The organism is Psychrobacter sp. CAL346-MNA-CIBAN-0220 (assembly GCF_040309805.1).
GTDB lineage: Bacteria > Pseudomonadota > Gammaproteobacteria > Pseudomonadales > Moraxellaceae > Psychrobacter.
The window spans coordinates 33,855-57,765 of the sequence record NZ_JBEOPF010000004.1; the positions used below are offsets into that span (position 1 = coordinate 33,855).

General features: G+C 42.5%; 17 protein-coding genes and 1 pseudogene. 4 read left to right on the top strand and 14 right to left on the bottom strand.

All coding sequences use genetic code 11. The features are described from left to right. Nucleotides 1-119: 119 nt before the first annotated feature. On the bottom strand, nt 120-1,649 hold the full coding sequence (locus tag AAEY88_RS09115; RefSeq protein ID WP_350561642.1) for a YifB family Mg chelatase-like AAA ATPase: 1,530 nt from the start codon (nt 1,647-1,649) through the stop codon (nt 120-122). A gap of 382 nt (nt 1,650-2,031) precedes the next feature. Between AAEY88_RS09115 and hemN the strand changes: the two genes are divergently transcribed. Beyond that, entirely contained in the window at nt 2,032-3,588 is a 1,557-nt protein-coding gene (gene hemN / locus AAEY88_RS09120) for an oxygen-independent coproporphyrinogen III oxidase (RefSeq protein WP_350561643.1), read from the top strand. An 89-nt stretch (nt 3,589-3,677) separates the two neighbouring features. Here the strand turns inward: hemN and AAEY88_RS09125 are convergent, their stop codons facing one another. The 4 genes and pseudogenes from AAEY88_RS09125 to AAEY88_RS09140 all read right to left on the bottom strand — a co-directional run bounded on the left by AAEY88_RS09125 (nt 3,678) and on the right by AAEY88_RS09140 (nt 7,819). Then, a complete protein-coding gene (locus AAEY88_RS09125) occupies nt 3,678-5,108 on the bottom strand; it encodes an esterase-like activity of phytase family protein (protein ID WP_350561645.1) in 1,431 nt (476 codons plus the stop codon). Between the two features lie 190 nt (nt 5,109-5,298). Then, a complete protein-coding gene (locus AAEY88_RS09130; protein ID WP_350562055.1) occupies nt 5,299-6,159 on the bottom strand; it encodes an SPFH domain-containing protein in 861 nt (286 codons plus the stop codon). A 351-nt stretch (nt 6,160-6,510) separates the two neighbouring features. Beyond that, a pseudogene (locus tag AAEY88_RS09135) lies at nt 6,511-6,963 on the bottom strand (NfeD family protein); the annotation flags it as partial. 325 nt (nt 6,964-7,288) lie between these two features. Continuing rightward, nucleotides 7,289-7,819 carry a porin family protein gene (locus AAEY88_RS09140; RefSeq protein WP_350561647.1) on the bottom strand — a complete coding sequence of 177 codons (531 nt, stop codon included), beginning with the start codon at nt 7,817-7,819 and terminating at the stop codon, nt 7,289-7,291. Nucleotides 7,820-8,122: 303 nt separating this feature from the next. On the opposite strand from AAEY88_RS09140, the gene AAEY88_RS09145 reads away from it, so the two are divergent. Both AAEY88_RS09145 and AAEY88_RS09150 read left to right on the top strand, forming a co-directional pair. Then, nucleotides 8,123-9,352, top strand: a complete 1,230-nt coding sequence (locus AAEY88_RS09145) for an 8-amino-7-oxononanoate synthase (protein ID WP_350561649.1) — start codon at nt 8,123-8,125, stop codon at nt 9,350-9,352. A 72-nt stretch (nt 9,353-9,424) separates the two neighbouring features. Then, entirely contained in the window at nt 9,425-10,303 is an 879-nt protein-coding gene (locus AAEY88_RS09150; RefSeq protein WP_350561651.1) for a methyltransferase domain-containing protein, read from the top strand. A 117-nt stretch (nt 10,304-10,420) separates the two neighbouring features. Here the strand turns inward: AAEY88_RS09150 and dnaK are convergent, their stop codons facing one another. Both dnaK and grpE read right to left on the bottom strand, forming a co-directional pair. Beyond that, nucleotides 10,421-12,370 carry a molecular chaperone DnaK gene (gene dnaK / locus AAEY88_RS09155; RefSeq protein WP_350561653.1) on the bottom strand — a complete coding sequence of 650 codons (1,950 nt, stop codon included), beginning with the start codon at nt 12,368-12,370 and terminating at the stop codon, nt 10,421-10,423. 237 nt (nt 12,371-12,607) lie between these two features. Then, nucleotides 12,608-13,213: a nucleotide exchange factor GrpE gene (grpE, locus tag AAEY88_RS09160; protein ID WP_350561655.1), complete on the bottom strand. Its 606-nt coding sequence runs from the start codon at nt 13,211-13,213 to the stop codon at nt 12,608-12,610. A gap of 542 nt (nt 13,214-13,755) precedes the next feature. Here grpE and AAEY88_RS09165 point away from each other — a divergent pair. Next, nucleotides 13,756-15,033, top strand: coding sequence for an alpha/beta hydrolase (locus AAEY88_RS09165; protein WP_350561657.1), 1,278 nt, complete (start codon nt 13,756-13,758; stop codon nt 15,031-15,033). A gap of 101 nt (nt 15,034-15,134) precedes the next feature. Here AAEY88_RS09165 and AAEY88_RS09170 read toward each other — a convergent pair whose 3' ends face one another. From AAEY88_RS09170 to thrC, 7 genes are all read right to left on the bottom strand, one after another. After that, a complete protein-coding gene (locus tag AAEY88_RS09170; protein ID WP_350561659.1) occupies nt 15,135-16,292 on the bottom strand; it encodes a metallophosphoesterase in 1,158 nt (385 codons plus the stop codon). 81 nt (nt 16,293-16,373) lie between these two features. Next, nucleotides 16,374-17,468: a metallophosphoesterase gene (locus AAEY88_RS09175; RefSeq protein ID WP_350561661.1), complete on the bottom strand. Its 1,095-nt coding sequence runs from the start codon at nt 17,466-17,468 to the stop codon at nt 16,374-16,376. Nucleotides 17,469-17,765: 297 nt separating this feature from the next. After that, a complete protein-coding gene (locus AAEY88_RS09180; protein ID WP_350561663.1) occupies nt 17,766-18,743 on the bottom strand; it encodes a TIGR01777 family oxidoreductase in 978 nt (325 codons plus the stop codon). A 246-nt stretch (nt 18,744-18,989) separates the two neighbouring features. After that, nucleotides 18,990-19,649, bottom strand: coding sequence for a Sua5/YciO/YrdC/YwlC family protein (locus AAEY88_RS09185; protein WP_350561665.1), 660 nt, complete (start codon nt 19,647-19,649; stop codon nt 18,990-18,992). A gap of 103 nt (nt 19,650-19,752) precedes the next feature. Next, entirely contained in the window at nt 19,753-20,940 is a 1,188-nt protein-coding gene (gene dprA, locus AAEY88_RS09190) for a DNA-processing protein DprA (protein ID WP_350561667.1), read from the bottom strand. 82 nt (nt 20,941-21,022) lie between these two features. Continuing rightward, nucleotides 21,023-22,120, bottom strand: a complete 1,098-nt coding sequence (locus AAEY88_RS09195) for a LysM peptidoglycan-binding domain-containing protein (protein ID WP_350561669.1) — start codon at nt 22,118-22,120, stop codon at nt 21,023-21,025. 319 nt (nt 22,121-22,439) lie between these two features. Further along, the gene (gene thrC / locus AAEY88_RS09200) at nt 22,440-23,861 is read right to left on the bottom strand and encodes a threonine synthase (RefSeq protein ID WP_350561671.1); all 1,422 of its coding nucleotides are present in this window, start codon (nt 23,859-23,861) and stop codon (nt 22,440-22,442) included. Nucleotides 23,862-23,911 lie beyond the last annotated feature (50 nt).

Sequence of the window (23,911 nt, forward strand, 5' to 3'; positions counted from 1 at the left end):
GGCTGATAAAAATTTTCTGGCGTACTGTGCGCTACGCTAGACAGAGGCTGCAAAATTTTCTACCAGCTGCGTTGTGTCTGTTTTAAATTGAACCGACTATGCTATGCAAGTTATAGATGCTATTTGCTCCGGTAGCTAAGCGCTTCAGACACATGGGCACTGGTAATACCCGTGCTGTCTGCAAGATCAGCGATAGTACGGGCAACGCGCAGTACACGGTGATAGCCACGAGCGGAAAGATTAAGGCGCTGCTGGGCCAACTGTAATAACTGCTGCTCGCCTTCGCCTAGTTGAATATACTTGTCAATTTCACTGGGACTAAGCTCATTATTCACTTTTTGTTGCCGTGCCAGTTGCCGCTTGTGCGCTGCGGCGACTCTAATCCGTACTTGCTCTGAAGTTTCACCAGCGCTGCTATTTTGCAGGTCTGCAATCGGTAGCGCTGGCACGGTAATATGTAGATCAATGCGATCAAGCAGTGGTCCTGAGAGCTTATCTTGATAACGCTTAATCTGCTCAGGACGACAGCGACAACGCCCTGATACATCACCATCATAACCGCATGGACAAGGATTCATCGCAGCGACCAATTGAAAATTAGCCGGAAAAGTCATTTGAGAGTTGGCGCGGCTGATAGTAATTTGCTTGGCTTCTAATGGCTGACGCAATACTTCCAACACGCTACGATCAAATTCAGGTAATTCATCTAAGAACAAAACACCTTTATTAGCTAAAGTAATTTCCCCCGGTTTGGGACGCGAACCGCCACCAACTAAGGCAACGGCTGACACGGTGTGATGAACTTGCCTAAATGGCCTTGTGCCATAATCATAGTCGCTGTCGGCTACTGAATAAGTGCTAGCGACTTCTAACGCATCCTCAGCGCTTAAATCTGGCAAGATAGTCGGCAGCCGTGATGCCATTAAGGTCTTACCGGAACCAGGCGGCCCTGTAAATAATAGCGAATGCCCACCTGCTGCCGCAATCTCTAACGCGCGCCGTGCATGATGCTGACCTTTAACGTCCGCTAAGTCTACTTGATAACCTGCATGTTGCTGAGCGGGAGTTGGTGGTACAATTTCTAGACGCGCATCCGTCGCTTTAGGATTTGCTAACGATTGCAGATGGTTGCAAACCGCTTTTAGACTTTGAGCCGCTAATATAGTTACGCCTTCAACGCGACTGGCTTCTGCGCCATTATTAGCAGGTACTATTAATTGTCGCGACTCTTGTTCAGATTCCAATGCTATCGCCTCAGCCTTTATCACTCGTGCTACTGCCAAGCTACCCGTTACTTGCCTAAGCTCACCGTTAAGTGCCAACTCACCAATAAATTCAAACCCTGATAGATCTTCTGGATTGAGCTGATTACTCGCCGCCAAAATACCAATTGCGATAGGCAGATCAAGCCGCGCACCATCTTTAGGTAAGTCAGCGGGCGCTAGATTGATTGTCAAACGTCGATTGGGAAATTGAAAACCTGAATTGAGAATGGCGGAGCGTACTCGATCTTTACTCTCCCTAACCGCTGCTGTAGGTAAACCTACAATGGTTAGGGCTGGCAATCCTGATGACAGATGTACCTCAATAATGACTTTTGGGGCGTGCAAACCAACAACCGAGCGGGTGTAGACTTGAGCAAACGACATAATAGTCTCCAGATATAGAGTGCTATTGATGATAGAGCATTATTTATCAGTGCGCAAATGTCGTGTCTTATTATCCATAAAACCTAATGATTCAGGTTCTAATTGTTGCAGTGCTACTATGGCCGTTTCACTATAAAGTCAGTACAAGAAACTGAATATAGGCTGTTTAAAAGAATGGGTCGGCCACCCCACTATAAGCAAGGATTTGTTATAATAGTTATTGTCCATTTAGCTGTAAGTATTACAATCGAACATATAGCAAATGATGAGCTTAACTTAGTTAGTGTTGTCATTTCTAGCAGAATAATAAGTAACGTTTAGATAAGTACGGATTAATAACGCAAAAAATGGTAATAAATAGGGTCAAAACGAGGAATGTCGCATGCCAGAACACTCAGAATATAATGACGCACAGCAGCCACCTATCACTCCACACACGCCGCCAAATGAGCAGCCCACGACTGCCCGTCCTGTTGCGCAGCTGAATAACCCTTATGCCAGTCTTCGCGGTACGCTTGCTACCAAGCAGTTACCAACATTTGATGAAACAATTATTAATAAATACAATCGTTCGGGACCACGCTATACCTCCTACCCGACTGCTTTAGAATTTTTGCCAATACCTAACGGTCTTGAGACCCAAATTCTACAAAACCGTGAAGCATACGCCCCATTATCCTTATATTTTCATATTCCATTTTGCCGCCATCTCTGCTACTACTGTGCTTGTAATAAGATTATCACTAAAAAAAATAGCGATTCAGGCGACTACTTACAGTATCTCATTACTGAGATTAAACATAAACGCAGCTTATTATCTATAGCAGATGACGCTACCAAACCACTGGTTAAGCAACTACATTTAGGCGGCGGGACGCCGACATTTTTGCGTGATGAAGAGTTGGTACAGCTTTGGGAATTCTTGCAAACTCAGTTTGAGTTTTTACCTGAAAACGAGGGCGATTATTCTATTGAAATTGACCCACGTGAGCTTGGCGACGAGACCCTACAGACTCTGCGTAACCTAGGTTTTAATAGAATTAGTTTAGGGGTGCAAGATTTAGATGAAGCGGTACAAATTGCCGTAAACCGGGTACATTCAGCAGAAATGATTGCCAATATCTTAAATGAGGCCCGCGATTTAGGCTTTCATTCTATTAATATTGACCTGATTTATGGCTTACCACATCAGACCCCGGCTACTTTGGATAAAACCGTACGCCGTATTATTGAGATGTCACCGGATCGCTTATCGGTATTTAACTACGCGCATCTACCTGAGCGCTTTAAAGCCCAACGCCAAATTAAAAATGAAGATTTACCAGATCCAGCAGCGAAGCTTGCTATGTTAGGCAATACCATCAATACTTTAACCGAAGCTGGCTATCAATATATCGGTATTGATCACTTCGCTAAACCTGACGATGAGTTGGCGGTAGCACAGCGCGAAGGTCATCTCCATCGTAACTTTCAGGGCTATACCATTATGGGCGACTGTGATTTATTAGGCTTTGGGGTTTCAGCGATCAGCCAAATTATCAATGCTAATAGCAGTTATATCTTGCAAAATGATACTGACCTACAGGTTTATCAAGACAATCTTGATGCGGTAAGTAATAATCCTACTGTCATGCCGGCAGTCAAAGTTATAAAAACTTCCATAAAAGATCGCTTGCGTGAATATGTCATCATGAACTTATTGTGTCATGATTACATCGACTTTAAAGACGTCAATCAAAAATTCGGTATCGATGCAGTTACTTACTTTATTGATGAGATTCAACAACTCGGTGAAATGCAAAAGGACAAGCTTATCGATATGGATATAGCTGGTATTCGTGTATTACCTAAAGGTCGCCTGCTAGGACGTAATGTAGCGATGGTATTTGATGAGTATTTAGATAAAACACATAAAAACCGTTTTTCTAAAGTCATTTAACTTGATGCTATGAGTAATTAAAAAGACCTCTAATTAGAGGTCTTTTTTTGGGCAAAAATATAGAAAATCAATTCATCAACCACGAGTCATTACTCACTAGGCATCACAATATATAACCTATTGGCATCTTCTATCGTTTTTTCCTTATCTAGATATTTTTGTTCAACCGTATAATTCGCATCCGTCATCGCCGAATTTGTCATTGTCGAATCTGTAATACAAAAGTCATCATCATTTAGCAAACCAAGTGAACCATCTTCACGCAGCCACAAGCCTTCGAGCTTATCATGAGGATAATTCAAAGCAGCAATAACATCGGCTACTAAGATTTTGTCAGCCGCTTTAATGTTCATCTTTTCAAACGTTTGCCAATTGCTATCTGTAGCGACAATAAATTGTTCTAAGGTCTGCCCATCAATCATCAGACCTAAATTTTTATTTTGCTCAACACTATAGTTATCAAGATAGAGTTCGCTATTTTCACTGGTGACTTTTTCAAGATCAGTGGCGGTAGTAATATCGACTTTATAGATATGCTTTTGCGCAGACGCAACTTGTAGGAGAAACTCGCGGTCATGTTCAATCAGATAGAATACATGGCTGCTTAAAGCTACCACCCCAGAAATGACATATTGCGCTTTATTAAGACGATATAAATACTGCGAGATTTGACCAGTGACTAAATTGATGGTGACCATTCGGGTCAAACTAGACAGGCGACCTGACTTATCCGGATTGTCCATTGACGATTCCATAACACCAACTAAGGTCGTTTGATCGGGAGTGATCGTTAGACTTTCCATACCGCGATTGGGACGTCGGTTAGCGAATTCTGTAGGCAATAAAACTGGGTTGCCATCGATTATGACAGTATTACGCTTATCACTACTGAAAGGATTAATACGCGCAATCTCTACCCCATCAGCGTTGTAATGTACCAAATGTGGGCCATATTCATCACTGATCCAAAAGCTACCATCTGTTAATGCCGCCAAACCTTCGGGATCAAGGCCATTAATATCATTTTTGATTGGGTTGGTAAGGTCATTAAAAGGTAAGTCAGGGTTAACGGTCATTAGCTTGCCTGATACATCGTAAGGTATCTCATTAGTACCGCCAAGTGCTTTTGGATTGGGTAGACCAGAAATAGGATTACCGTTAGCATCTTTAAGTAAAATTTCTTTGACTTTTTTGATTTTTCCATCAGCTTGTAACTCAAATAGCCCGATACGCGGTGTATAGTCAGGCGTTAGAAACTGCTTACCTTTACCAGCACTACCATCAAAATCAGCATTGGGACCGCGATCAGTGAGTGCGTAAAACTGGTTGGTATTGGTAGGATGCGCAGCGGCGTCTGAGCCAAAACCACCATTACGAATTTCTAATTTTTTCTCAGGATATGCAGCATTTATAAATTGATTGTTTATTACGCTATTATTCATCACGCTATAAGGTAATAGGCTGCCTTGAATAAACTCACTTATATTAACAATTGTTTGTTTTTTATTGGTTTTTAACATTTTTTAATTTCCTAAATCAATATTCTTTAACGGTTTAAACAACATGAATTATAAATAACCATAGCTCAATAAAAAGCAATATAAATACCAATTTGTTGTTAATTTATAGACAAAAAAATAGTCAGCGCATGAAATGCTAACTGACTATTTTAGAGATTAAGTATCTAGGATGAAGTTAAATTGTCATTTGTTATGCTTTTAACTTATCACCGACCATCCCTTTAACCGTACTTAAAATATCAGCGGGGATAACCACCATTTTCGCGTTGTCAGACTCAGCCAATTCACGAATTGCTTTAATATACTGCTCCCCAAGTAAGTAGATAATCGGCATGTCCTCCTCTCCTACCGCTGCGGTAATGAGTCGAATTGATTCCTCTGACCCTTTTGCAAGAACTACCTGCGCTTCAGCATCGCGGCGTGAGGCCTCTAAGCGACCGTCGGCCTCTAGGATAGCGGCCTGCTTCTGACCATCAGCACGAGTAACCGTAGCACGGCGCTGACGTTCAGCGGCGGCTTGTTCTTCCATCGCCATTTGCATGGTCGATGACGGATTAATATCTTGAATCTCAACGGTCTTTAGGGTGATACCCCAGTCGGAGATATCTTCTGAGATAGCATGTTTAAGCTTGGCTTTGATTTCATCGCGGCTCGATAAGGCACTGTCAAGGTCCATCTCGCCAATGATAGACCGCAAGGAAGTCTGTACTAAATTACGAATACCGTATTCATAGTCTTCAATACCATAAACGGCTTTATCGGGGCGAACGATATTAATATAGGCAACGGCGTTAGCAATAATGACCACGTTATCGCGGGTAATGACTTCTTGCGATGGAATATCGAGTACGATATCTTTGGTAGTAACTTTAGAGGCAACGGTATCCACAAAAGGGATAATCAAATTCAGGCCAGGTTCAAGCGTTTGATTATACTTACCTAGACGTTGGACGATCCATTTATAACCTTGAGGTACAATCCGTACCCCTTTAAAGACCGTAAAGGCAATTAAAGCAACTAGTACCAACATAACGATACTAAAGCTATTCATGCTATTGATGATGCTATTCATGCGGCTCTCCTTAAACCATCACTATAAATGGCTCGGCAATGTCGTATTTGTTAGATATCTATCATTCTAAGGTGCGGTAAGTATTTGCTATCCTGAACGAGGCCATAATAGTCGATGCCACTAAATAAAAAACCATTAAATAAAACGTGGCTCACTCAATGCTTTGATAGGTCACTTATCAAAAAATTTCTTCTTGAGGCGAACTCTATCAAGATCAGGTTTATTAAGATTCAGTCTATTAACGTTAACTTTACTCGCGACAGGACGGCTCCCAATAGCAGGGGTAATATTAGGTTGGTTAACACTAGGCGCTGCAATACGTTTGGTAAGCGCTACGATAAGCTCATTACCAATAATATCTGTGACTACCACCCGGTCGCCAATTTCAACCTCTTCGTCACGCGTACGACAAAACCATTCATCTGCGCCCACAATGGGCACGCTAAAACGCACGCGTCCAAGCTTATCTGACTGTGGCTTGATTATAATCATGCCAGTCTCACCAATAATGACGCTGCCACCCAATCCTGCTTTCGTGCGATCTACCGATAATGGCTGGATATATTTGACCCAAGCAAACAGAAACGCGACTGATAAAGCCAGCCAAATCAACACTTGCCATAATAATGAAATGGGCAATAGCCACGACAAAGCAGCAACAATAACAGCAGCAGTACCAAACCAAAGACTGGCAAAAGTCGGAATAAACATCTCGACGATCATCAACCCAAAGCCTAATACCAACCAATGCCAGGGTTCAATCATATAAATAATTTCAACCATTGCTGTCTTCTCCTGTGCATTCCAAGCTTTTAATGTAGCATACTTTACTGATTATTAGGCCTTTAAAAAATAGTAATAATAATAATAAATGAGTTACTTAACAATAGCTTAAGTAAAGGTTTAAACAAAAATTTAAACAAGCAAAAAAACGACCACATGAAGTGGTCGTTTTTTTATTTTTATTGGGCATTCAGTATTATTAAAAGGCTAATAATACTGGACTAGATAACAATTATGAGAAATATATTATTGTATTTATTAAACTATATTTTTATAGTGTCGTCTGCCCATTTTACTTAGTTGACATGCAGTCAAATAAGTAATCTTAGAATTTTAGATGAGCGCCAACTGTCATTAGGTTAGCATCACTACCAAGAAGGTCATATTCAGCTTCCACACCAAAGTTAGGGTTTACTGAATAACCAAGACCTACACCACCGGCAAGACTAGTATCGCTATCTGAGTAGGAGGTTAGTAGCGTATTGGCTTCTACTTTGGTTTTAGCAACCCCTAATTTACCTTTAGCGTATATTCCAGTGTTTGGGAAGGCATAACGGTAGGTACCATAAGCACCATAGGTCTTAGCATCAATGTCGCCGTTGTTGTAATAATCAGCATCATCTGAACCTACATATTCTGCTTCAACACCAAAGTTAGGATCAAAGTTATAACCACCATAAACACCATAAGCAGTTGGCTTATCAGCCCCATTAACGTCTAGGTCGAACTGACCAACTTTTACACCAACGTACGGTTGACCAGTATAGCCATTGCCATAAGAGACGGCTGCTTGCGCACCTACACTCAATAAAGAACCAGCTGCTAGTGCGAATAGAGTTTTTTGTAGAGTTTTCATCGTCATCTCCTTAAAATCAATTTTGACAAACAAGTTATTTAGTTATATTGACTATTATAGTCACATCGCCTTGTTTGCTAACGATGAGTACATAGTAACAAAGTATTTCGTGCGCTCTGTCGGTGTTTAATAGGTTGAGAGTTAACTTTTGCAAGTGTTTGTCATCACTCAGGTTACAAAGGCTAAGATATGAAATCTTTTGTTACAACCACTAGATTTATGCAATACTTCCTACTCATTTAACATCATCTCAATTGATTCTAAGTTTGAAAAAATTAAAAAACTATTAAGGAACGATAAAAAATGACCAGCTCTATTACCTCTCGTTTACAAGAGGCACTTGATTTCCTAAAGGTCTCTCAACAATATCGTCATTTGCCTGACCTTGAGCATCACGGACGCTATGTTACTAATAAAGGAAAAAGATTACTCAATATTGCCAGTAACGATTATCTAGGTTTAGGCAGCGATAGCGAGTTACAAACGGCATTTCTCACTCAGATATCACAGCAATCAATGCCAAAAATGAGCGCCACTTCCTCACGGTTGCTGACCGGCAATGATACGGAATTGCAAGCACTTGAAAATGACTTACAACAGTGGTATCAAAAAGCAGCAGGTACGCTCAAAGACTCATCCCCAAAATCTGCTCTGGTGGTAAACAGTGGCTATCATGCTAATATTGGCATCTTGCCAGCACTGACCGCTTTGCCCGTCAAGACGCTTATCTTAGCAGACAAATTGGTACACGCCAGTATCATCGATGGGATACGTCTTAGCCAAAGCAAGCTGTGCACTTATCGGCGTTATCGGCATAATGACTATCAACACTTAGCCTTGATGATTGAGCACGCTGAGCCAGCCGTTGAACGCATTATTATCGTCACAGAAAGTATTTTTAGCATGGATGGTGATCGCGCTGATTTGCGTAAGTTGGTACAGCTAAAAGCCGCGGACGAGCGTATTGAGCTATATGTGGACGAGGCACATGCGGTTGGGGTCTTAGGCAATCAAGGTTTGGGGCTGGCGGAAGAAACCCAAACGCTGACGGATATTGATTATTTGGTCGGCACTTTTGGTAAAGCCTTTGCCTCAGTCGGGGCTTATATTCTTTGTGATGACGTGGTCAGGCAATGGCTGATTAACCATATGCGTCCACTTATCTTTAGTACGGCATTACCACCGATTAATCATGCGTGGACACGCTTTATTTTAGAAAAAATGCCGCAATTAAACCATCAACGCGAGCATTTAACGGCACTGACTTTACAGGTTAGACAAGCGATTAACCCACAACATAGAGTTTCGACAACGCAAACAACATCACAAATGAATTACGATTCACCCATTGTGCCTTATATATTGGGCGATAATGCACGCGCTATTACCAAGGCACAACAGCTGCAAAATGCTGGATTTTATGCCTTGCCCATTAGGCCACCCACGGTTCCTTTCAACACCGCTCGCATTCGGTTGGTTATGAATGCGGCGCTGACTGATGAGGACTGCCAGCGCTTAATAGAACAATTATAGCTTAACCTTTTTAGCACTTATGTCAGCCCAATTATCAAGCGATGATTGGCTTATTTGGATGCAATAAACCTTATGAAACATAAAGCCGCACCCTACGGTCTTAGCGTCAGAAAACAAACCATCGCGCGTCATTTCGCGCATGCTAGCGATTATGACCAGCATGCCAATATTCAGCAGCAAGTCTGTCAGCAACTGCTAGAAAATATTGCCTATGCACAGCAAAATAGTGTGTTAGAAATTGGCGCAGGCACTGGGCAGATGACCCGTCTGTTAGCAGCACATCTACAAAGCAAGCGATGGCTTATCAATGAATTAGGCGCGCAGCAAACTGATACTTTGCAATCAATATTACCGTCAGTACAAGCATTAGCCCAGCAATTCGCAAGCGTAGCGATTGGCGACGCTGAGACCATAGATTTGGGTGATCAGCATAGCCTAATCGTTAGCGCCAATGCCGTACAGTGGTTTGATGATCCATTGAACTTTATAGCGCAATCAGCGACACGCTTACAAGTTGGAGGGCAGCTGCTATTTAATACCTTTACACCAGAGAATTTTTTGCAAATAAAAGCGCTAACCGGACAAGGTTTAGAATATCCAACTGTCAACGCTTGGCAACTGGCGCTGGATAACGCTGGTTTTGGACAGGTTAAAATGACCACACGGCGCTTTGATTTGCAATTTTATCGTCCTTACGATGTGCTTAAGCATATGAAACTTACTGGCGTATCCACCAATCAAACGCAAAAAGAGGCTCAATCTCAGACAGCCATTCAAACGCCAGGCCGAACCGAAATCAAACCCAGCACTAAGCCATTTATCTGGACTAAAAGCCGTTTACAACAGTTTGAGGCGGGGTATTGGCAGCAGTTTGCAGGACAAGATGACAATGGTCAGCCTTGCGTTACTCTGACCTATGAAGTACTTATGGTTAGTGCCTTTAAGTTATAAAACTGTCTATCATAATTATAGTCATAAAAAAACGCACCTCGAAAGGTGCGTTTTTTTATTTTTAGTTAATACTGGCTTTTAGAAACTAAGCTTTTAAGAAGTTGCTTTTAAGAAAGACTACTTCTTCTTCTCTTCTTCGTCCACTTCAGTGAACTCAGCATCAACCACATCATCATCAGCTTTACTGCTATCAGCTGCTGCATCCGCGCCTTCTTGGAACTGGCTTGGATCCATACCTTCGGCACCCGCGCTAGCATCGCCATAAATCTTTTGGCTAACTGGCAAGAAAGCATTGTCTAGTGCTTCAAGCTTGGCTTTGATGTCATCATGATCATCTTCTTTCGCAGCCATTTCAAGCTCAGAGATAGCGGTTTCTACCGATGATTTTTCATCATCAGATACTTTATCTGCCGCTTCTTTTAACGCTTTTTGTACAGCATGGATACGACCATCTGCTTCGTTGCGAACTTGCGCAAGCTCTGCAAATTTCTCATCTTCAACAGCATTGGCTTCAGCGTCACGAACCATTTGTTCAACTTCTTCATCCGACAGGCCAGAATCCGCTTTGATCTGGATACTTTGTGCTTTGCCCGTCCCTTTATCAGTCGCTGAGATGTTCATGATACCGTCAGCGTTGATGTCAAAAGTCACTTCGATTTGTGGCAAACCACGTGGTGCTGGTGGAATCTCAGTTAAGTCAAAACGACCAAGCTGTTTATTTTGGTTGGCGATTTTACGCTCACCTTGATAGACCTGAATGGTTACTGCTGGCTGGTTGTCTTCAGCAGTTGAGAAAACCTGTGATTTCTTAGTAGGAATCATAGTGTTTTTCTCAATAACTGGCGTCATCACACCACCCATGGTTTCGATACCAAGGGTCAACGGCGTCACATCAAGCAATAGGACGTCAGTTTTGTCACCAGACAATACGGCACCTTGAATCGCTGCACCAGCAGCAACAGCTTCGTCAGGGTTCACGTCTTTACGTGGCTCTTGACCGAAGAAATCTTGTACTTTTTGCTGTACGAGTGGCATACGAGTCTGACCACCGACTAAGATAACGTCATCAATTTCACTGGTTTTTAGACCCGCGTCATCAATAGCAATCTTACAAGGGCCCATCGTACGCTCAACTAGCGCTTCGGTGAGGCTCTCTAATTTTGAGCGGCTAATGGTTACTACTAAATGCTTAGGACCATTGCTGTCAGCGGTGATGTATGGCAAGTTGACTTCAGTACTTTGGGCACTTGATAACTCAATTTTAGCTTTTTCTGCGGCTTCTTTGAGACGCTGCATCGCTAGAGAGTCCCCTTTTAGATTGACGTCTTGATCTTTTTTGAACTCACTTACCAAGTAATCAATTAAGGCTGAGTCAAAATCTTCGCCGCCAAGGAACGTATCACCATTGGTTGCCAATACTTCAAATTGTTGCTCGCCATCAACGTCGGCAATCTCAATAATTGAGACGTCAAAAGTACCGCCACCTAAGTCATAAACGGCAATGGTGCGATCGCCTTGTTTTTTATCCATGCCATAAGCAAGCGCGGCAGCCGTTGGTTCGTTAATGATACGTTTCACATCAAGACCGGCAATCTTGCCCGCATCTTTAGTCGCTTGACGCTGTGAGTCATTAAAGTAAGCAGGAACGGTAACCACGGCTTCAGTAACCGCTTCACCAAGATAGTCTTCTGCTGTTTTTTTCATTTTTTTCAAGATTTCAGCAGAAACTTGGGGTGGCGCTAATTTCTTACCATTAATTTCGACCCATGCATCACCGTTATCAGCTTTGGCAATTTTATAGGGCACCATACCGATGTCTTTTTGCACGACTTTGTCATCAAAGCGACGACCAATAAGACGCTTAATTGCAAATAAGGTGTTGTTCGGGTTGGTCACTGCTTGACGCTTGGCTGACTGACCGACAAGAATCTCATCGTCTTTATAAGCGACGATTGAAGGGGTCGTACGTGTGCCTTCAGCGTTTTCAATGATTTTGACTTTATCGCCTTCCATCACTGCCACACATGAGTTAGTTGTACCTAGATCAATACCAATCACTTTACCCATAATCAATTGCTCCTAGTTTGTTTTGATAATTCAATGTTTATATGTGTTGCCAGCCGTACTAGGTTACTGACGCTCATTTAACTAAAGCGTACTACCTGTACTTGGCTTGGCATATCAGACCATAACTGGTCACTTGTTGCTTTATATCGGTTTACGTTGTCGTTTTTTCAAGTCCATGACCACGCAAAGTTTTTCTTTTATGTGAAGTTTTGTGAATACCCCTACTTTTAATAAGGTTTATTGACCAACACGTACCATGGCAGGGCGTAATAGACGACCATTTAAGCTGTAGCCTTTTTGCAATACCGTACCGACCGTATCTGCTTCAGCGTCTGGATCGATTCCAACTGCTTCATGTAAGTCGGCGTTAAACTTCTCATCTTGTGGATCGACCACATCAACGCCATTTTTATTAAGGACTGTCAGCAGTGCTTTATGTGTGAGTCTAACGCCTTCGGTGACTGGATCATTAACATCCGTATTCTCAACTGCACGCTCTAAGTTATCGACGATTTCTAATAACTCTTTCGCAAATTTTTGTAGGGCAAATTTTTTGCTTTTATCCGCTTCTTGTTCCATGCGTTTTTGCGCGTTATAAGCTTCAGCATTGGCGCGTGCTGTTCCTTCTTTAGCTTGCTTCACTTCGCCTTCTAGCTCAGCGATACGAGCTTCAAAAGCATGGAGGTCGATGTCATTTGCGATGGTTTCATTCGCTCCTGAGTTATTTTTAGGGTCAAATTCATTAATGGTTTCTTCTAAAATACTTGCTTCATGATCAATATTGCTTTGTGCCGCTTTCGGGTCTTGGGTGTCAAACTGATGGTTGGGGGCTTGCTCGCTCATGATAACTCCTTATGTTTTTTAATGATGATTCAGTTTAAAATAGTATAGAACCGCTGGTTACTGGTAGTTGTGCCTTTCTATTATCTGCTATCGCCTTTGGGCGCATTATTATTCTAGAAAACAGTAATCGGAACTCAATAGCTGCTTGATAAAGGTGATGGAGGTAAATTTCAAGCCTAACAGTAATGAATTTCTGCTTTAGATAAAATAATAAGCGCGGATAAACGCTATTATTAACGCCAACAAACGTTCGCCTGTTAAAACGAGACGGTATAGCAAATTAATACCCCATCATTCTAATGACGGTTTTGCTGCCGAGTCATGCTTAACTTTATGGTGTCTAACTTTTACTATAATACTAAATAAAGAAATACTATAGTGCTAAACAAAGTAACGGCTGCTTAATCACAGCCAATACTGACATCAACTTAATAAGGGCTGTTATGTCTATTCTACCGATACCCTCGCTACAGGCATTGCTTACAAAAACAGTAAGTACGGTAAAAACCACGATACCTTGTCAAAAAAACAGGGAGAAGTCCATGCGTCGAAGACCAACAGCAGCACGTTACCAAAAGCATGCATTGCATTATTTTTTAAAGGGCTTAGGCGAACTACCAGCACCATTAATTGAGCGACTTAATCAATATTTGGGTGCCCCTACTGCTGAGCAGTACCCTCACGCTAATGCCCACCTACGCTTAATTGTTGCTTTTAATCGTAAGCTCAAACGACCGTTGCAATTGGCACATCTCATAAAACTACGGCAAAAGTTTGCCACTGACGCGGTAGCGCTGCAAGCGCCCAAAGTGTGGCAACAGCCTAATATTGATGTTAAATCGAAGCCTAAAAAAAGTGCGTTAGTGCGAGACTCAGTAGTTAGCTGGCAGGATAAATGTATTGCCAATGCTGATGGTGGTGATATGACCGTTCGCTGTTATCAATTAGGAACGGACTATAAACAGACACATGGACAAAAAGGTAATGAGGAGGACACTGGTCAGAAAAAATCCGATAAAATAGCCATGTTGTTCTTTCATGGTGGTGGATTTTGTATCGGAGGTCTCGATACCCATCATGAATTTTGTCATACAGTCTGTGCGTTGACGGGTTGGGTCGTAGTGAGTGTTGACTACCGACTAGCACCTGAGCATCCTGCCCCGACTGCGCTTATGGACTGTATAGCAGCCTACAAATGGCTGGCTGAGCATTGTCATACCCTTGGCGCATCATCATCACGTATCGTATTATCTGGTGATAGCGCAGGCGGATGCCTTGCAATATTGGTCGCCCAGCAAGTCATCACACCAACTGCTACTCAATGGCTGAACCTGGGGCTAGATGGTGAGATAGTCACTACCTTGCTACAAGACTTGCCACGCCCGCTGGCACAGCTACCTTTATACCCCGTCACTGATATTGAGGCTGACTATCCCAGTTGGTCGTTGTATGGTGACGGGTTATTACTTGATCATGACGATATAGAAGTATTTGATACCGCTTATATGCAGGGTAGCGCTTTAACACGGTCACACGCCCTTATCTCGCCTATGAACGGTAATAATACCCACTTGTGCCCTAGCTATATTGTCGTCGCTGAATTAGATATTTTGCGCGATGAGGCACTTGCTTATACGGCTCAATTACAACAAGATAATAGTGACGTCCGGACCTACACCGTCCTAGGCGCACCACATGGTTTTATTCACTTAATGAGTATTCATAAAGGACTTGGGCGCGAGACCGATTATATTATTAATGAGTTTTCCTTGTTTGTACGACAACTACTAGCAGCAGAAACTGCAATGCAATCAGATTGACATATCAAGGTAGGTATTGACGACACTAGCAGAGAAATTTAGATGCAGCGTCTGTTGCGCTTTTTTAAGACTTAATAACTTTCCACAACCGAATGGTTTTTTTAAGATCTAAGGATACTGGCGGGTTCAGCTCCTTTACCGGTCAGCGTAATTAACCAAATCTCAGATCGTGACCCTAAACGGAACGGTATACCCCAAAAACCATAGCCTGACGACACCACAAAGTGACCGCGGCCAATCGCTTCATAACCATAACCTAGGCGGTTAATGGCATTGACAATAAAGTTTGCAGGAAATATTTGCCCGTTGTGCGTATGGCCTGAGAGCTGTAAATCGATCGGTAACTTACTATGCTCAGTGATGTCACTGGGTCGATGATCCAATAAAATCACCGGTTCAGCAGTATTTACTTGCGCCAGTAATTCTGTAGTCGCAGCGCGCGGGCGTTTATGATTATCAAAGCGTCCCACCAGCCAAATGGGCTGTCCTTGATGCGCTATGCAAAGCACCTCATCATTTAATAACTGCACGCCAGCACTACGCAAAGAATGAGTAATTGGTTTTTCATGACCATATAAATCGTGATTTCCTAGAGTGGCATAGACCCCATACGGCAGGCTATGACATAACTCAGCTAGATTGGCTGCCATATTATAAGCAGAAAATGCTTGGGTATTATCATCCATAATATCGCCTGGCATTAATAGGATATCCGCTTGAGACTGGCTGACTAAACCATGCAACCTATCGATAGCACGGGTACCGAACAGACGCCCTAAGTGTAAATCACTGGCCACCGCGATGCGCAGTTGCCCCTGCATGGGCTTATCAATATTAATAGTTAATTTTCGAACTACGGGTATATACGCACTATATAGCGCATGAATAAACAGTCCTACAAAGACAAACAAAGCAAACGCTCTTAGTCCAAGTTCGACCATCTCTAAGTTATTAATAGGACTATCAAGAAGCATGCTGACTAGCCAATAACCACCATATACTAAACCAGTAAGCGCAGCGGTCAGCATGATGAAATGCATGACCAACATCCAACCACTCACCCAGCGATAACTGTTAGCAAGTAGCTTACTAACGCTTAGCAGTAGCAGACCATTGCTAATTATAAATACAACGACAAATAGTGTTGCCTGTAGTACTTGCGTCGCCCATGGCTGTATCCACCACTGCAAACTCACTGCCGCGCCTAGACTGAATAACTGTAAGAGCACAATAATAGTAATAAAAAATACGTAGCGCATGGTCTGTCCTAAAGCCTTTTTATTATCACTATCACTATGTTAATACCTGAATAAATGCCTGTAAACAAACTATATTGAGAGTTACTGATTGGCTGTTGGTTCTGCAGACTGTAACGTAATGACCCAAATTTCAGCGCGAGTACCCAATCTAAAAGGTACAGCACCAAATCCATAACCCGAAGTCACCAAAAACTGAGTGCCATCAATCAGTTTGGAGCCTTGCACTATTACGTTTCTAAACCAATGCATATAAGTGGTCATAGGGAATATTTGCCCACCGTGCGTATGTCCTGATAAATGAAGATCTATCGGCAAAGGGCTTAATTCATCGATTGATTCAAGACTATGTTCCAAAAATACTACCGGTTTATCGCTATCAATCGGTGCCAATAAATCTACTGCTGATTGGCGAGGATTCGGGTCAGTAATATCTGAGCGTCCGACCAGCCATACGGAGTCATTTAATAGCACGCTTTTATTATCAATTACTTTTATCCCAGCACGCTCAACCGCTGCCGCAATCGGTACCTGATTACCTGAATAATCATGATTGCCCAATACCGCATAAACACCAAGCGGCGCGCGCAATTTTGATAGGTGCTCATGCATGTTGGTCTTATCATAATAAAGAGTGCTGTCATTCATAATATCGCCGGCCAACATCACTACATCCACATTCTGGGCGTTGATAAGATTGGCTAGTTTGTCTAATTGCCGATTACCAAACCATCTATCCAAATGCGTATCAGAGACCAGTGCCATGGTCAACGGCTTGTCCAAAGCCTTATCCGTCGTCACGGTCAGTCGATGCACAACAGGGGAATAAGCATTAAATACGGCCACGCTGACAATACTAATATAGGTCAATACAGCTATAACTTGTATGTGTTTTGGCCTACACGGCTGTCTAAAAAATCCATAATAAATGACAATAATAATTGCCGTTATTAAGGCAGCATAAATCATAAAACCTTGCAAAATAGTCAAAACTAAATACACATAAAAACGGTCACGCCAAAAATTACTGAGCCCATAAAACAGTACTATATTATTGATAATAAAAACGGTTGATATAAGGACGATGATATGTCGACGGCGCTTTATCTGTAATAGCCAGTACAGAATAGCACTGGTGGTAAGCGCCAATACTTGGGTAACAATAATAAACTTAAACATTATAAACAGGTCTACTCATTTAAATACTGTTGCATCTTAAGCCAAAATCAGACAACTAACTATATCGATTGGGTGTTTTTACTGATTTTTTATGAGTTTTATAGCTGACTTTTTATTTTAACTTATTAAGTTAGTTCATCAGTTTTAGAGTGATTACAATGCGCTATGCTGGTTATTCTTAGGAGTTTATAATTTGCTCATATTTTGTTTCACGTGAAACTTACTTTGGGCATTTTACTAAATATGTATATATTAACAAGAACCCGAAAAGTTTCACATGAAACGTTAGTTACTTTACTATTTTTGCTGCTCTAATGCTTGCTTCAACGTTGGCTGTTCAAACTCATAACCCGCATTAAGGAGCGCTTGTGGTTGTACCTTTTGCCCATCAATAAGCAATGTAGACATCTCACCAAACATTAATTTTAATAAAGAGCTGGGTAAGGTGAAAAAGGTAGGGCGGTGAAGCCATGCACCGACCTCTTTGGTGAAAGTATGATTGGTCACTGGATTAGGGGCGGTAAGGTTATATACTATCGCTGGTGTCTTAAGCGTATTGTCATCAATGGTTGAATCATTAGTTGGGTCACTATCCTGCCGGGTATTGGTTTTGTCGGCAAGGTGCTGCTCAATAATAAATATAACGGCCCCAACCCAATCTTCTCGGCTAATCCAGCTCATGATCTGCTTGCCGTCGCCCAACTGCCCACCAAGTCCCAATTTAAATGGAAGTAGCAGCTTACCAAGCATACCGCCAGCAGGATGAATAACCACGCCTGTGCGTACAATAGCCACCGGCACACCATATTCAGTGGCCTTTATTGCCAACTGCTCCCACTCATCACATAAACGATGCGAAAAATCTACCTCAGAAGCACTATTTTCAGTCAAGGGCTTATCACCTTGCGTACCATACCAACCAATCGCTGAACCGCTGACTAACAACTTAGGCTTAACGCTTCTACGCTCAATAAATGCTAACAGCGACTCCGTTGGTTTAACTCGGCTGGCAAGCAGTTGCTCTTTACGCGCATCGCTCCAGCGCGAGTCGGCAATGCCTGCCCCGGCCAGGTTTAATATAACGTCAAAGCTTTTATCGGTTTTGGCCAGCTCGTTATAAGTCATCATGCTAATCGCATCAGGATGCGTCTGGCTGCTATCACGTGTCAGCCATGTGATATGCACTTCTTTACTTTGTGGTTGATAACGCTTTATAAGCTCGTCACTAAAAGCACTACCTAAAAAGCCACTACCGCCACTGATAAGTATATTCATGACCTATTATCCTTAGAGTTTTATGATGTTTTTATTTTACTGATAATATTCAAACCGTACCTATTAAGTACGATGAAAATGAATTATTGATGTGTTTAGTGTGGCAAAAAACACGATATAAAAACAAGAGGACAATTGTAGGGATTGGGAATTATCACTTAAACATTTAGTGAGCTTAGATCATCGATAACTTTGAATTCAAGCAGGAAACAACACTGTATTAATAGCAAGAACACGACTGAAGCACTACCTAAGTATTTTCCCCGTCAGCGCATCTTTGATTTGGCTGGGCAGCTGATAGCCTAACGTATCACCTTGTAAATATCTGACGTGCTCAGCTACATTATCGTTTGTGTCCTTGCTCACAAAATAGCTTTGTGCCTGCACTAATGACAACGCTGGTGGTTGCCCAGATAGGTTACCGCTGGTCGAGACCAGAAAGCCATAAGGATTGCTTGGCGAGACCAGCTGCGCACACAACTGCTGAATTAAAGGATGAGCAATCACCCGTACTGCTACGCTATTATGAGCACCCGTAATCCAAGTCGGAATAGGTATCTCAAGCTGTTCAGGTAACGGTAATAACCAAGTATGTGCTTGCTGTGTACTGGCGCTTGGCAATGTCTGCCAACTATCGAGAACAGCTTGGCGCTGTGCAGTATTTAAACGGTCTAGCAGTGGTTTAATACGTTCCGGATTATCCGTGACTACTATCATTCCTTTGTCTATCGGACGCTGCTTAATCGTAAGTAACTGCTGTACTGCGTCCCTATTAAATGGATCACAGCCAATACCCCAAACGCTTTCGGTGGGATAAACCAATAACCTGCCTATGCTTAACCACTGCGCCGCTTGGCTAACGGAAACAATGGTTAAAGGCGTTACTAAAGACGTAGATTTTTTCATAAAGTGACATATCAGAAAAGATAGGAAAGAAGTGACGATAGCAAATCGCCTCAAGTACTAAGTCGTAGGTATTTTAAGCGCAATTATTAAATATGCAAATAACCTACACCCGTAAATAACGACCACCTTGTACGCTAATAGCCCCTAATAACTCAAGCTCCATCAGCTGGCCAATCAATTGTGGTGGTGGCAGTTCTGTGGATACCAGCAAGGCATCTAAATCTTGTCCATGCCAATCAAGCTGCTCATAAACAGCCGTTAGATGCTCAGAAATAGTCACTTGAGAGGCGATACTGGTTGGTTTACTAGCGGTAAGTTGCTTGGTGTGATTTTTGACTGAAGCTTTAATGCTCTTGAGTTGATTGGGCTGATAGTTAAGTTGGGCGCTGACATCATTCAGCACTTGTTCAGGGTGATAAATCAAGGTTGCACCTTCACGTATCAGATGATGACAACCTTCAGCGTTGCTATTATCAATGTGGCTTGGAATGGCAAAAACCTGTTTGCCTTGCTCGGAGGTGAGCCGTGCGGTAATTAACGAACCACTTTTGATAGTGGCTTCAGTGACAATAGTGGCTAAGCTGAGTCCGGCAACCAAACGATTACGACGTGGAAAGGTATGCTTATGCGGTTGGGTATGCGGTAGTAGCTCACTAATCAAGCAGCCACCTTGCTCAATAATTTGGATAAATAATTGGTCATGATGATTGGGATAACGAATATCGATACCCGTACCCATGACGCCAATGGTACGTCCTTGATAGTCAGGATCAGTTTGGGCAAGCGCGCCAAGATGGGCGCGTTTATCCACCCCCATCGCCAGCCCACTAGTGATGACGTAACCAACCTGCGCTAGATATTGCGCCATATCAAAGGTGGTTTTTTGCGCATGGTTAGTAGGCTTACGGCTACCGACGATCGCAATTTGTGCTTGGTTCAGCCTTTCTGCATTACCACGGCAGAATAATAGCGGCGGCGGATCAAATATTTGCAGTAATTGAACGGGAAATTGCGGCTGTTCAGCAAATAACAACTGATACTTACCAGCTATTAATGCCTGCTCAATTTTATCGATACTGTCGAGGGTTTGCTGCTCCTCTTCATGACGCTTAAGATGGCTGTGATGAATGCCCAACTGTTTCCATGCGCCTACCTTAGCTATCCACGCTTGCCGTGCACTCCCAAAGGCGGTGACAAGCTTATGATAAGCAGATAATGACGCATTTACCTCATACCATAGCGCCAATACCGCGCGCTGATTATCTGATAAAGTAGCTGGGATTACCGTCATAACTGTCTACTCATAAAAGTTGTCCGCTCATAGAAGTTTTTTATCCCGTGATAAGCTTATTATATGCTTAGACGTTAAGCACTTATAAATAAGGGGGCGGCAATAGTTGATCGCCAACATCAAGTGGTAGCTCTGAGCTCAGTACATAAGCATAGCTGATATTATCAAAGGTATTAAACACCATCACCATACCAGCAGGCTCACTGGGTAGACGCACCGGAGTGTCATTATCGATAGTATCGCGTACTAAGGGTCCTTTTTGATAGACAGTTAATACATCACCAGGCTTAGCGCCTTGTGTACTACCTAAGTTGATAGCGACTACGCTACCGCGTGCCGCTGAGCTGATCGAATCCATGACGCGGACGATCATACCGCCACGGTTGACCGTTGCTGGCGTCGGGTAGAAAACTGGTGGAATAGCATTATCAAGCTCAACGAACACCCGATCGCCTTCACGGACTTCTTTGCCATAGCTGTCAGTAAGCTGCAAGCTAGTCACGCCATTACTGGCCACATTGGTGGCCAGTCCAGTTGCTACTTGGGTGACCTCTAATCCAATGACCTGTTGGGTTAGAGGTTCAACGTACAGCTCGCCTGCACGGTATACGCCATAACGCTGGCCGACGATAAGTGGCACACCTTTGGCGTAAACTTTGTCACCGCTGGCGGTAATTAAGTTGCGATTTTTGGAAGCTAAAATATAAGGGGTGGTATTAAAGTCTTTTGGATTGACAATTAGTGTTTTATCTAACCAATGTTGAATGGCCGACCGCGGAATGGCTGGAATACTATTGGCAGTAGATGTGATGGCAACGGTATTGGCAACCATAGTGTCATTCAGTTGTTTCTCTACTCCAGCGCAGCCTTCTCCAGTATCGACACCAATAAGCGTTTTACCTTGAATTAAGCATAAGATAAGAATGTCATTAGGATAGATTAAATTAGGATTCTTGATCTGTTTATTGGTCGCCCAAATCTCTTTCCAGCGCCATGGACTATCTAAGTAACGACCCGAAATATCCCATAAGGTATCGCCTTTTTTGACCGTATATCGATTGGGTGCATCGGCCTTAATAGTCGGTGGTGGATTGTTAGCATGGGCAGTAGTTATCAGCAACGTACTACTAAATGCGGTTATTAGCAGCGCTTTTGCTATCACATTTAGGTTTTTTTTCATGGTTATATCCATAATAGGTAAGGGTTAGCGCTGGCGCTATTATTGTAGCCACAGTCATAGTCGATCATTATTAGCTATTTATAGAATTCATTTCGTTATATGCATTTATGCCTGTAACGACATTCAAGCCAAAGCTATCCGCTACTTTCTTTACATCTATAGGGATATAAACCATAGCATAATATCAAACACTTTTTTACAAAAAAAACTTTGTTGCAGTTCATTTTTAAAATCAAACCAACATAGCGCAAATATATTAATAGCAAGGGTTCTGTTTCACGTGAAACAGAACCCTTATCGTTAAGTTAACTTCTTATATTTAGACAGAATTTGCCTGAACATGCTGACGAATCTGTTCAGCAACCAGCTCCGCTTTATTATCTAAAATAACCACATACTGTGGTAAATCCTCTAAGCCTTCGGTATGAGCAGGACGGGCAATGTCTATCTGCCCAATAGCTTCCACAATAGTCTCAGCAAACTTGACCGGCAATGCTGTTTCAGCACAAATGATAATCTCGCCCTCTTGCTGTAATTCTTTAGCCACTTTAATACCATCGGCAGTGTGCGGATCGACCAGCTCACCATGTTGCTCATAGAGTGACTTGATGGTTTGCAAACGATCATTATGAGTAGATTTACCGGCGGCAAAACCATAGCGCGAATTAACCGCTTCCATCAAATCCGATAAGTCAAAACCTTGCCCTGACTTCACCCCTTCAAACAACTCATGAACTCGGGCGCTGTCTTTGTCTAATAGCATATAAACAAAGCGCTCAAAGTTAGAGGCTTTGGAGATATCCATTGACGGACTTGAAGTAATATAGGTTTTGGCAGTCGGACGTGGCTGATAAGCGCCTTTATTAAAGAAGTCATTGAGTACGTCGTTCTCGTTAGTAGCGACTATTAAGCGCCCAATTGGCAAGCCCATTTCGCGCGCAATATGGCCCGCACAAATATTACCAAAGTTCCCTGATGGGATGCTAAAGCTAACCTGTTCATCATTGCTACTAGTCACTGCAAAATAGGCTTTAAAATAATAGACGATTTGCGCTAGGATGCGTCCCCAATTAATGGAGTTAACCGTTCCTAAGTTATAGGCGGCTTTAAATTCAGCATCTTGTTGTAGCGCTTTGACGATATCTTGGCAATCATCAAACATGCCATCAATGGCAATATTATGGATATTATCATCGGTCAAACTATACATCTGCGCGCGCTGAAACTCACTCATCTTGCCATGTGGTGACAGCATAAAGACTTCGATATTGTCTTTGCCGCGTAGGGCATATTCAGCAGCACTGCCAGTATCACCACTGGTCGCGCCAATAATGGTAATACGCGCGTCTTTTTGCTTCAACACATATTCAAAAGCATTGCCCAAAAATTGCATGGCGACGTCTTTAAAGGCTAAGGTTGGCCCGTTTGATAAGCCTAAAATATATAAGTTATCTTCAAGCTTGCGGACAGGAACAATATCCGCACTACCAAAAACCTCAGTGGTATAAGTACGCTCAATGATATCTTGTAGGTCAGGAGCAGGAATATCGGTGGCAAAGCGTTGCATAATCGCCAATGCTAACTTTGGATAGCTGAGCTTACGCCATTCATCAAGAGTGGCGCTGTCAATAAGCGGATAATGCTCAGGCAACATTAAGCCGCCATCAGGGGCAAGCCCCATTAACAGCACATCGCTAAAATCCATCGGCTCAGTTTGACCACGGGTACTGATATATTTCATAGCGCTTCCCTACCTACAATGATTTTATTTTAATATTTCTACGTTTGAAT

Bases quoted from the DNA above. Each gene is read 5' to 3' on its own strand.
- AAEY88_RS09115 (WP_350561642.1), bottom strand. From the start codon at position 1,649: ATGTCGTTTGCTCAAGTCTACACCCGCTCGGTTGTTGGTTTGCACGCC.
- hemN (WP_350561643.1), top strand. From the start codon at position 2,032: ATGCCAGAACACTCAGAATATAATGACGCACAGCAGCCACCTATCACT.
- AAEY88_RS09125 (WP_350561645.1), bottom strand. From the start codon at position 5,108: ATGTTAAAAACCAATAAAAAACAAACAATTGTTAATATAAGTGAGTTT.
- AAEY88_RS09130 (WP_350562055.1), bottom strand. From the start codon at position 6,159: ATGAATAGCTTTAGTATCGTTATGTTGGTACTAGTTGCTTTAATTGCC.
- AAEY88_RS09140 (WP_350561647.1), bottom strand. From the start codon at position 7,819: ATGAAAACTCTACAAAAAACTCTATTCGCACTAGCAGCTGGTTCTTTA.
- AAEY88_RS09145 (WP_350561649.1), top strand. From the start codon at position 8,123: ATGACCAGCTCTATTACCTCTCGTTTACAAGAGGCACTTGATTTCCTA.
- AAEY88_RS09150 (WP_350561651.1), top strand. From the start codon at position 9,425: ATGAAACATAAAGCCGCACCCTACGGTCTTAGCGTCAGAAAACAAACC.
- dnaK (WP_350561653.1), bottom strand. From the start codon at position 12,370: ATGGGTAAAGTGATTGGTATTGATCTAGGTACAACTAACTCATGTGTG.
- grpE (WP_350561655.1), bottom strand. From the start codon at position 13,213: ATGAGCGAGCAAGCCCCCAACCATCAGTTTGACACCCAAGACCCGAAA.
- AAEY88_RS09165 (WP_350561657.1), top strand. From the start codon at position 13,756: ATGCGTCGAAGACCAACAGCAGCACGTTACCAAAAGCATGCATTGCAT.
- AAEY88_RS09170 (WP_350561659.1), bottom strand. From the start codon at position 16,292: ATGCGCTACGTATTTTTTATTACTATTATTGTGCTCTTACAGTTATTC.
- AAEY88_RS09175 (WP_350561661.1), bottom strand. From the start codon at position 17,468: ATGTTTAAGTTTATTATTGTTACCCAAGTATTGGCGCTTACCACCAGT.
- AAEY88_RS09180 (WP_350561663.1), bottom strand. From the start codon at position 18,743: ATGAATATACTTATCAGTGGCGGTAGTGGCTTTTTAGGTAGTGCTTTT.
- AAEY88_RS09185 (WP_350561665.1), bottom strand. From the start codon at position 19,649: ATGAAAAAATCTACGTCTTTAGTAACGCCTTTAACCATTGTTTCCGTT.
- dprA (WP_350561667.1), bottom strand. From the start codon at position 20,940: ATGACGGTAATCCCAGCTACTTTATCAGATAATCAGCGCGCGGTATTG.
- AAEY88_RS09195 (WP_350561669.1), bottom strand. From the start codon at position 22,120: ATGAAAAAAAACCTAAATGTGATAGCAAAAGCGCTGCTAATAACCGCA.
- thrC (WP_350561671.1), bottom strand. From the start codon at position 23,861: ATGAAATATATCAGTACCCGTGGTCAAACTGAGCCGATGGATTTTAGC.